Origin of the sequence: Methylobacterium crusticola, from assembly GCF_003574465.1 — a bacterium.
Taxonomy (GTDB): Bacteria; Pseudomonadota; Alphaproteobacteria; order Rhizobiales; family Beijerinckiaceae; genus Methylobacterium; species Methylobacterium crusticola.
The window spans coordinates 1-8461 of sequence record NZ_QOWC01000280.1; the positions used below are offsets into that span (position 1 = coordinate 1).

Below are 8461 nucleotides of genomic sequence, written 5' to 3' on the forward strand. Positions count from 1 at the left end.
CGGGGAGCCCGCGCCCGGCGGGAGCGAGCCCCCCGGCGCGGTCCCGGCGCGCGCGCGCGCGAGCCGGCCGGTCGCGTCCGGGCCGGCCCGGGACGAGGCCGGGGACGACGCGTACCGGGCCGAGATCGCCCGCATCACGAGGCGGACCGGCGCGCTCCGGGTCGAGGCCGAGGTGGTGGGCCAGCAGGAGGGCGTCGCCGCCAGGGCCGAGGCGGCGTTCCGCCTGCTGGAGGCCGCCAAGAAGGCGGACCTCGCGGTGACATCGGCCCTGACGGCGGAGATCGACCGGGTCGCCCAGGCCTACGGGACCGCGACCGAGCAGGTGCACCAGGCCGAGGCGGCCCAGCGCGCCTTCCTGTCGGCGTCGCGGGAGTTCGGCGCGCTGCTCGCCGACGGCCTCAAGGGGGCGGTCCTGCAGGGCCAGACCCTGGGCACAGTGCTCAACCGGCTCGCCACGTCGCTCGCCGGCCGGAGCATCGACCGCGCCTTCGACGGCCTGTTCGGCCGGGGCGGGGCCGGCACCGACCTGATCGGCAGCCTGCTGGGCGGCCTCGGCCTCAGCCCCAACCCCACCGGGCGGGCCGCGGGCGGGCCGGTGACGCCGGGCGTCGCCTACACGGTCGGCGAGAACGGGCGGGAAACCTTCGTGCCGCTCCAGCCCGGCCGCATCGTCCCGGCCGCCCGCGGGCTGCCGCAGCCCCCGCCTGCGCCGACCGTGCAGGTCTCGGTCTCGATCGCGACGCCGGACGCCCCGAGCTTCGCGCGCTCCGAGGCGCAGGTGACGGCGGCCCTGGCGCGCGCGGTGCAGCGCGGCCTGCGGAGCCTCTGAGATGCCGGCCCCCTTCCACGAGGTGCGCTTCCCCGTGAACCTCTCCTACGGCTCCCGCGGCGGGCCCGAGCGCCGCACCGAGATCGTCACGCTGGGCTCCGGCGACGAGGAGCGCAACGCCCTGTGGCGCCACTCCCGGCGCACCTACAACGCCGGTCCGGCGCTGCGCACCGCCCAGGACGTCGCCCTGCTCCTCGCGTTCTTCGAGGAGCGCCGCGGGCCCCTCCACGGCTTCCGCTGGCGCGACACCTTCGACCACGCCTCCGCGCCCCCGGGCGTCGCCGTGCGGCCGACCGACCAAGTGCTCGGGCGCGGCGACGGGCGCACCACGACGTTTCAGCTCGTCAAGACCTACGGCGGCGCCTTCTCGCCCTACGCCCGCCCCATCGCCAAGCCGGTCGCCGGCAGCGTGCGCCTCGCCCTCGACGGCGTCGCGCAGGCCCCCGAGCGCGCCAGCGTCGACACCACGACGGGCCTCGTCACCTTCCGGACGGCGCCCGCCGCCGGCGCCCTCGTGAGCGCGGGCTTCGCCTTCGACGTGCCCGTGCGCTTCGCCAGCGACCGCATCGCCGTCGACCACCAGGCCGTGCAGGCCGGCCTCGTCGCCGACATCCCGGTCATCGAGCTGCGCCCATGACGAGCAACGAGCTGCGCCGATGAAGCCCCTCACCCCCGGCCTCGCCGCCGCCCTCGCCTCGGGCGCCACCACGCTCGCCTGGTGCTGGATCGTCACCCGCCGGGACGGCCTGCGCCTCGGCTTCACCGACCACGACGAGACCCTGGTGGTCGAGGGGGTCGCGTGCGCGCCCGAGACCGGCGCCACCGCCTCGGCCCTCGAGCAGTCGAGCGGGCTCGCCGTCGACGGGCTCGAGGTCATGGGGGCGCTGCGCGACGGGCGCCTCGCCGAGGCCGAGCTCGTCCGCGGCCTGTTCGACGCCGCCGCCGTCGCGGTCTGGCGCGTCGACTGGGCGAGCCCGGCCGACCGGGTGCTGGTCCTCTCCGGCCATCTCGGCGAGGTGGCGCGCGGGCGCACCGGCTTCTCGGCCGAGGTCCGCAGCCTGGCCGCCGCCCTCAACCAGCCCCGCGGCCGCCTGTTCCAGCGCTCCTGCGACGCCGACCTCGGCGACGCCCGCTGCGGCGTCGACCTCGCGGCCCCGGCGCTGCGGGCCGGCGCCAGCGTCGCCGAGGCGCTCTCGGCCCGCACGATCCGCACCGCCGGGCTCGGGCCCTACCCGGACGGCTGGTTCACGGGCGGGCGGCTGACCTGGACCTCGGGCGCCCAGGCGGGGCTGTCCTGCGAGGTGCGGGCGCACGCCCGGCCCGGGCCCCTGGCGCCCGCCAGCCTCGACCTGTGGCAGCCGGCCCCCGAGCCGATCCGGGCGGGCGACGCCTTCGTGCTGACGGCGGGCTGCGACAAGACCTTCACGACCTGCGGGGCGAAGTTCGGCAACGGCGCGCGCTTCCGCGGCTGCCCGCACATCCCGGGCAACGACTACGCCACCGGCTACGCGCAGAGCGGCGCCGGCAACGACGGGGGCCGGGTTGCCTGAGGGGTGGCGCGTGGTGGCGCTGGCGCGCCGGTGGCTGGGCACGCCCTACCACCACCAGGCCTCCCTGCGGGGGGTGGGCTGCGACTGCCTCGGCCTGGTGCGGGGAGTGTGGCGCGACCTCTACGGCCCGGAGCCCGAGGCGCCGCCGCCCTACACGCCGGACTGGGGCGAGGCGGAGGGCGCGGAGGCGCTGCGGGACGCCGGGCGGCGGCACCTGGCGGAGATCGCCCTCGAGGCGGCGGGGGCGGGCGACGTGCTGCTGTTCCGCTGGCGGGCGGGCGTGCCGGCCAAGCACTGCGCGATCCTGAGCGGGGCAGGGCGGATGATCCACGCCTATGACGGGCACGCGGTGGTGGAGAGCGGCCTGCCGCAGGCCTGGGCCCGGCGCGCCGCCTACGCGTTCCGGTTCCCCGATCGCCCCGGCCCGGCGCCGCGCGGGAGCCGGATCTCCGCCTGAACGGCCCCGGCTCCGGCCCCGTGCCGGGCCGCCCGATCCGGCCGGCCTCCGCCCGATCCGGCCGGCCTCCGCCCGGGGCCGTCCCGTCGTCGTGCACGCGCCCGCCGCCGCGGGGAGTATCCGCCTCCGCCTCATGACATCCCCGGTCCCGTGTGCCGCCGCGTCGAACAGCGCCCCCCGCGGGCGCGGGGCGCTCCGCCCCGCCGCGGGCCGCCATCCACGCGCCGGTCCCGGTTTCCCCTGACATTCCCCTGAAGATCCCCATCCCCTGAAGATCCCCATGAGCACGCTCGTCCTCTCCTACGCCGGCCAGGCGGTCGGCAGCGCGCTCGGCGGCCCGCTCGGCGGGGCCCTCGGCGGCCTCCTCGGCACCGCCGCCGGCAGCGGCCTCGACGGCGCCCTCTTTGGCGCGCGCCGCAAGCCCGTCGTCACGCAGGGCCCGCGCCTCGCCGACCTCTACGTCACCGCCTCCTCGGAGGGCGCCCCCGTGCCCCGGGTCTTCGGGCGCACCCGCCTCGCCGGCCAGATCGTCTGGGCGGCGCGGATCAGGGAGAGCCAGAGCGTCGAGACGGTGCGCCCCGCCGGCGGCAAGGGCGGCGGCGCCCCCAAGACCTACGCGGTCGCCTACCGCTACACCGCCTCCTTCGCGGTCGCGTTCTGCGAGGGGCCCATCACGGGCCTCGGCCGGGTCTGGGCCGACGGCAGGCCCCTTCGCCTCGCCGACACCCCGCACCGCCTCTACCGCGGCGACGAGGACCAGCTCCCCGATCCCCGGATCGAGGCGATCGAAGGGAAGGCCCCGGCCTATCGCGGCCTCGCCTACCTGGTGTTCGAGGACCTGCCCCTCGCCCCCTTCGGCAACCGCGTCCCGGTCATCACCGCGGAGGTCATCCGGCGCCCGACGCGCCGCGACGCCGGTCCCGCCCTCGAGGACCTCGTCACCGCCGTGACGCTGATCCCCGCCATGGGCGAGTTCGTGTACGCGACCGACCCCGTCACCGCCACGGGCCTCGGCACCCTGTCGCCGCAGAACACCGTCTCGGGCGGGCCCGACCTGCCGGCCGCCCTCGACCAGCTCCAGGCCGAGGCCCCGGCCTGCCGCCACGTCTCGCTGGTGGTGGCCTGGCAGGGCAGCGACCTGCGCGTCGCGTCCTGCCGCATCGCGCCGCGGGCCGAGACCCCCGCCAAGGCCACCGCCGGCCAGACCTGGCGGGCGGCGGGGCTCACCCGCGAGACCGCCGGCATCGTCAGCCGCGACGCCGCCGGCGACCCGCTGATCGGCGGCGCGCCGAGCGACCTCGCGGTGGTGCAGGCGATCCGCGAGCTGCGGCGGCGCGGCCTCGGCGTCACCCTCTACCCGTTCCTGATGATGGACATCCCGGCGGGCAACGGCCTGCCCGACCCCCACGGCCGGGCCGAGCAGCCGCCCTTTCCCTGGCGCGGCCGGCTCACCTGCGACCCCGCCCCGGGCCGCCCCGGCTCGCCCGACCGCAGCGCCCTCGTCGCCGACCAGGTCGCGGCCTTCTTCGGCGCCACGCAAGCCCGCGACCTCGCCTGGACCGGCGCCACCGTGACGAGCGCCCGGCCGGACGAGTGGGGCTTCCGCCGCTTCATCCTGCACTGCGCCCGCCTCGCCGAGGCCGCCGGCGGCGTCGAGGCCTTCCTGATCGGCTCCGAGATGGTCGGCCTCACCACCCTGCGCTCCGGCCCCGCCGCCTTCCCGGCCGTGGCGGCCCTGCGCCGGCTCGCCGCCGACGTGCGGGCGCTCCTCGGCCCGGGAACCGCGCTCACCTACGGGGCGGACTGGACCGAGTATGCCGGCCACCGCCCCGCCGACGGCTCGGGCGACGTCTTCTTCCACCTCGACCCGCTCTGGGCCGATCCGGCCATCGCCTGCATCGGCCTCGACAACTACCTGCCGCTCACCGACTGGCGCGAGGGCTTCGACCACGCCGACGCCCGCGCCGGCGTCGCCTCGCCCTACGAGCCGGCCTACCTGCGGGCCGGCATCGCGGGCGGGGAGCTCTACGACTGGTTCTACGCCTCCGAGGCCGACCGGGCCGCCCAGGTCCGCACCCCGATCCGCGACGCCGCCCACGGCGAGGACTGGATCTTCCGCCTCAAGGACCTGCGCGGCTGGTGGGGCAACCTCCACCACGACCGCCCCGGCGGGGTGCGCTCGGCCACCCCCACGGCCTGGGTGCCGGGCGGCAAGCCGATCCGCTTCACCGAGCTCGGCTGCCCGGCGATCGACAAGGGCGCGAACCAGCCCAACGTCTTCGTCGACCCCAAATCCGCCGAGTCGTTCACGCCCTACTTCTCGATCGGGCGGCGCGACCTCCTGGCCCAGCGCGCCTACCTCGAGGCGGTGCTGGCCTACTGGCGGCCCGAGGCCGGCCACAACCCGGTCTCCCCGGTCTACGGCGGGCCGATGGTGGACTGGGAGCGCTGCGCGGTCTGGACCTGGGACGCGCGGCCCTACCCGGACTTCCCGCACCAGTCCGGGATCTGGCGCGACGCCGGCAACTACCGGCTCGGGCACTGGATCAACGGCCGCCTCGGCCTCGCCCCCCTGGCCGACGTGGTGGCGGAGCTGTGCGAGGGGCTGGGCGTGCCCCTCGACGTCTCGGGCCTGCACGGGGTGGTGGAGGGCTACGCCGTCACGGCCGTCACCTCGCCCCGCGAGGCGATCGCGCCGCTCCAGCACGTCCACCCCTTCGAGGCGGCCGAGAGCGGCGGGCGGGTGGTGTTCGCCGCGCTCGCCCGGCCCCCGGCCCTGACCCTGACGCCCGACGCGCTGGCGGCCGGCGGGGGCGGGCGCTCCGACCTCACCCGGACCCGGGCCGAGGCCGGGGCGCTGCCCGGCAGCGTGGCGCTGTCCTACCTCGACCCGGGGCGCGACTACCGCTCCGCCACCGTCGAGGCCCGCCGCCCCGGGGCCGGGGCGGGGCGGACCGGCGTCAGCGTGCCGCTCGCCCTCGACGAGGGCGCGGCCCACGCCGCCGCCCAGGCGCTGCTCTACCGCGCCGACCTCGAGCGCGAGGCGCTCGCCTGCGCGCTGGCGCCCTCCTGCCTCGCCCTCGACCCGGGCGACGTGATCGCCCTCGATCTCGGCGGGCGGGTGCAGGAGTACCGCATCACGCGGCTCGGGCTCGAGGCCGGGCGGCCGCTCCAGGCGGTGCGGGCCGATGCCGGGCTGTTCGCGGGGCCCGACGGCGGGCGCACCGCCCGCGACCCCGAGCCCCCGGCGGCGGCGGGGGTCGGGCTGTTCGCGGTCCTCGACCTGCCGACCTTGCGCGCCGGCGACCCGCCGGCGCCCTGGCTCGCCGCCTACACCGAGCCCTGGACGCCGCTCGCCGTCGAGCGCGCCCCCGAGGGCGGCGCCTTCGCGCCCGAGGCCGTGATCCCGGCCCGCTCGATCGTCGGCGTGCTCACCGCGCCGTTGCGGCCCGGCCCGCTCCACCGCTGGGACGGCGGGAGCGTGCTCGCGGTCGAGGTGCCGCGGGGGGCGCAGCTCGCCGCCGCGAGCGCGCGCGGTGCTGGACGGCGCCAACGTCGCGGCGGTGGAGACGCCGTCGGGGCGCTGGGAGGTGCTGCAATGGGCCGAGTGCCGGCTCACCGGGCCGGGCCGCTACCGCCTGACGCGCCTCCTGCGCGGCCAGGCCGGCAGCGACGCCGACGCGACCGGCCCGGTGCCGGCCGGCAGCCGCTTCGTGGTGCTGGGCGGCGCCCTGGTGCCCCTGGGCCTCGCGCCGGCCGCCCGCGGCCAGCCGCAGGTCCTCCGGGTCGGCCCGCAAGCCCGCGCGCCCACCGACCCGTCCTGGCGCCGGCTCGCCTTCACGTCCGAGGCGGTGGCCGCCCGCCCGCTCGCGCCCGTGCATCCGCGCCTGCGCCGGCTCGCCAACGGCGACCTGCGCCTGACCTGGATCCGGCGCACGCGCCTGGACGGCGACGCCTGGGAGCAGGCCGAAGTGCCGCTCGGCGAGGAGCGCGAGGCCTACGCCCTCGACATCCTCGACGCCGGCGGCGGCGTGCGCCGGACGCTGACCCTGGACAGCCCGTCCGCCACCTACCCGGCGGCGGCCCAGCAGGCCGATTTCGGCGGGCCCGTGGCGCGGCTGTCCTTCGCCCTCCACCAGCTCTCGGCCGCCTGCGGCCGCGGCGCCCCCCTGCGGAGCAGCCTCGATGCCTGACGACGCCACCCCGCATCTCGGCCTGCCGCTCCTGGCGGCGGCCCAGGCCCAGAAGCACGTCACCCACAACGAGGCGCTCGGCCTGCTCGACGCCCTGGTGCAGCTCGCGGTGCTCGACCGCGACCTCGCGAGCCCCCCCGCGGGCCCGCAGGAGGGCGACCGCTACATCGTGGGCCCGAACCCGGGCGGGGCCTGGAGCGGCTGGGCCGGCCGGGTGGCGCGCTTCGAGGACGGGGCCTGGCTCAGCGCCGTGCCGCGGCCGGGCTGGAGCGCCTACCTGCGCGACGAGGGTGAGCTGGTGGTGTTCACCGGCCAGGCCTGGCTGCCCTGGCGCGCCACGATCGCGGCGCTCCAGGACCTCGCCCGCCTCGGGCTCGGCACCGCGGCCGATGCCCAGAACCCGTTCTCCGCCAGACTCAACGGGGCGCTCTGGACCGCCAGGACGGCGGCCGAGGGCGGCACGGGCGACCTGCGCACCAGCTTCAACAAGGAGGAGCCGGGCCGTGTGCTCTCGCTGCTGTTCCAGTCGGGCTACGCCGGCCGGGCGGAGCTCGGGCTGATCGGGGACGACGACCTCTGCCTGAAGGTCTCGGCCGACGGGGCGGCCTGGCACGAGGCGCTGCGGGTCGACCGGGCCACCGGCGGGCTCGACCTCGTGGCGAGCGAGACCACCCTGCCGGCGGCCGCGGCGGTCGACCTCGGGGCGGCGCGCGGCCTGAAGGTGGCACTCACCGGCACCGGCACGGTGACGAGCTTCGGCAGCGCCCCTCACCGGCTGCGGCTCATGCGCTTCACCGGGGCGCTGACGCTCACGCCCGGCCCCGCCCTGCTGCTGCCGGGCGGGGCCGCGCTCGTGACCGCCTCCGGCGACACCGCGCTGGCGACCTCGGACGGCAGCGGGACGTGGCGCGTGCACCACTACCAGCGCGCCAGCGGCCTCGCCCTGCGGCCCGCGCCGGTGCTGATCGCCGGCAACAGCGGCACGCCGGTGCTCGCCGGGCAGACGCGCTTCCTGAGCCCGGGGCTGAACGGCACGGCGCCCTCGGTGGTGTACTGCGCCTACCCGGTGGCCGGCACCTTCAGCGAGCTGTCGGTCGTGACCGCGGACGCGCCGGGCGCCGGCGAGAGCTGGACCTTCACGCTGATGAAGCTGTTCAGCCCGACGGCGCTGAGCTGCACGCTCAGCGGCACGGAGTTCAACGAGGCGCAGGACCTGGCGAACGCGGCGGCGTTCCGCTCCAACGAGCGCTGGTGCATCCGGGTCTCGGCCTCGGCCGGCGCGCGCACGACGGGTCCGATCCTGTTCGCGCTCAAGTTCACGCCGGCGAGCTGACGGCGCTCCCGGCGTGGGACCGGCCGTGGCCGCCGCCCGCCCCCGGGGCCGGCGCCCCCGCCCGCGCAAGGCCCGGCCGGCCTCGGCGGCGCGCCGCTC

At 78.0% G+C, this 8461-nt stretch carries 5 protein-coding genes and 2 pseudogenes; all 7 read left to right on the forward strand.

The genetic code is table 11. The features are described 5' to 3' along the window. Positions 1 to 829 (forward strand): hypothetical protein (locus DT057_RS32800; protein WP_244937422.1); only part of this gene is annotated, 829 nt, incomplete at its 5' end. Between the two features lies 1 nt (position 830). Then, positions 831 to 1466 carry a DUF2460 domain-containing protein gene (locus DT057_RS32805; protein ID WP_128566217.1) on the forward strand — a complete coding sequence of 212 codons (636 nt, stop codon included), beginning with the start codon at positions 831 to 833 and terminating at the stop codon, positions 1464 to 1466. Between the two features lie 19 nt (positions 1467 to 1485). Then, positions 1486 to 2379 (forward strand): DUF2163 domain-containing protein, encoded by an 894-nt coding sequence (locus tag DT057_RS32810; protein WP_128566218.1) that lies wholly within the window; start codon positions 1486 to 1488, stop codon positions 2377 to 2379. Then, positions 2372 to 2836 (forward strand): NlpC/P60 family protein, encoded by a 465-nt coding sequence (locus DT057_RS32815; RefSeq protein WP_128566219.1) that lies wholly within the window; start codon positions 2372 to 2374, stop codon positions 2834 to 2836. The genes DT057_RS32810 and DT057_RS32815 overlap by 8 nt, the downstream gene beginning before the upstream one ends. Positions 2837 to 3116: 280 nt before the next feature. After that, positions 3117 to 7029, forward strand: a pseudogene (locus DT057_RS37620) (baseplate multidomain protein megatron). Next, a pseudogene (locus DT057_RS37080) lies at positions 7022 to 7291 on the forward strand (DUF2793 domain-containing protein); the annotation flags it as partial. The pseudogenes DT057_RS37620 and DT057_RS37080, both read left to right, overlap by 8 nt. A 243-nt stretch (positions 7292 to 7534) precedes the next feature. Further along, the gene (locus DT057_RS37085) at positions 7535 to 8362 is read left to right on the forward strand and encodes a hypothetical protein (RefSeq protein WP_238313978.1); all 828 of its coding nucleotides are present in this window, start codon (positions 7535 to 7537) and stop codon (positions 8360 to 8362) included. Positions 8363 to 8461: the final 99 nt, after the last annotated feature.

Bases quoted from the DNA above. Each gene is read 5' to 3' on its own strand.
- DT057_RS32805 (WP_128566217.1), top strand. From the start codon at position 831: ATGCCGGCCCCCTTCCACGAGGTGCGCTTCCCCGTGAACCTCTCCTAC.
- DT057_RS32810 (WP_128566218.1), top strand. From the start codon at position 1,486: ATGAAGCCCCTCACCCCCGGCCTCGCCGCCGCCCTCGCCTCGGGCGCC.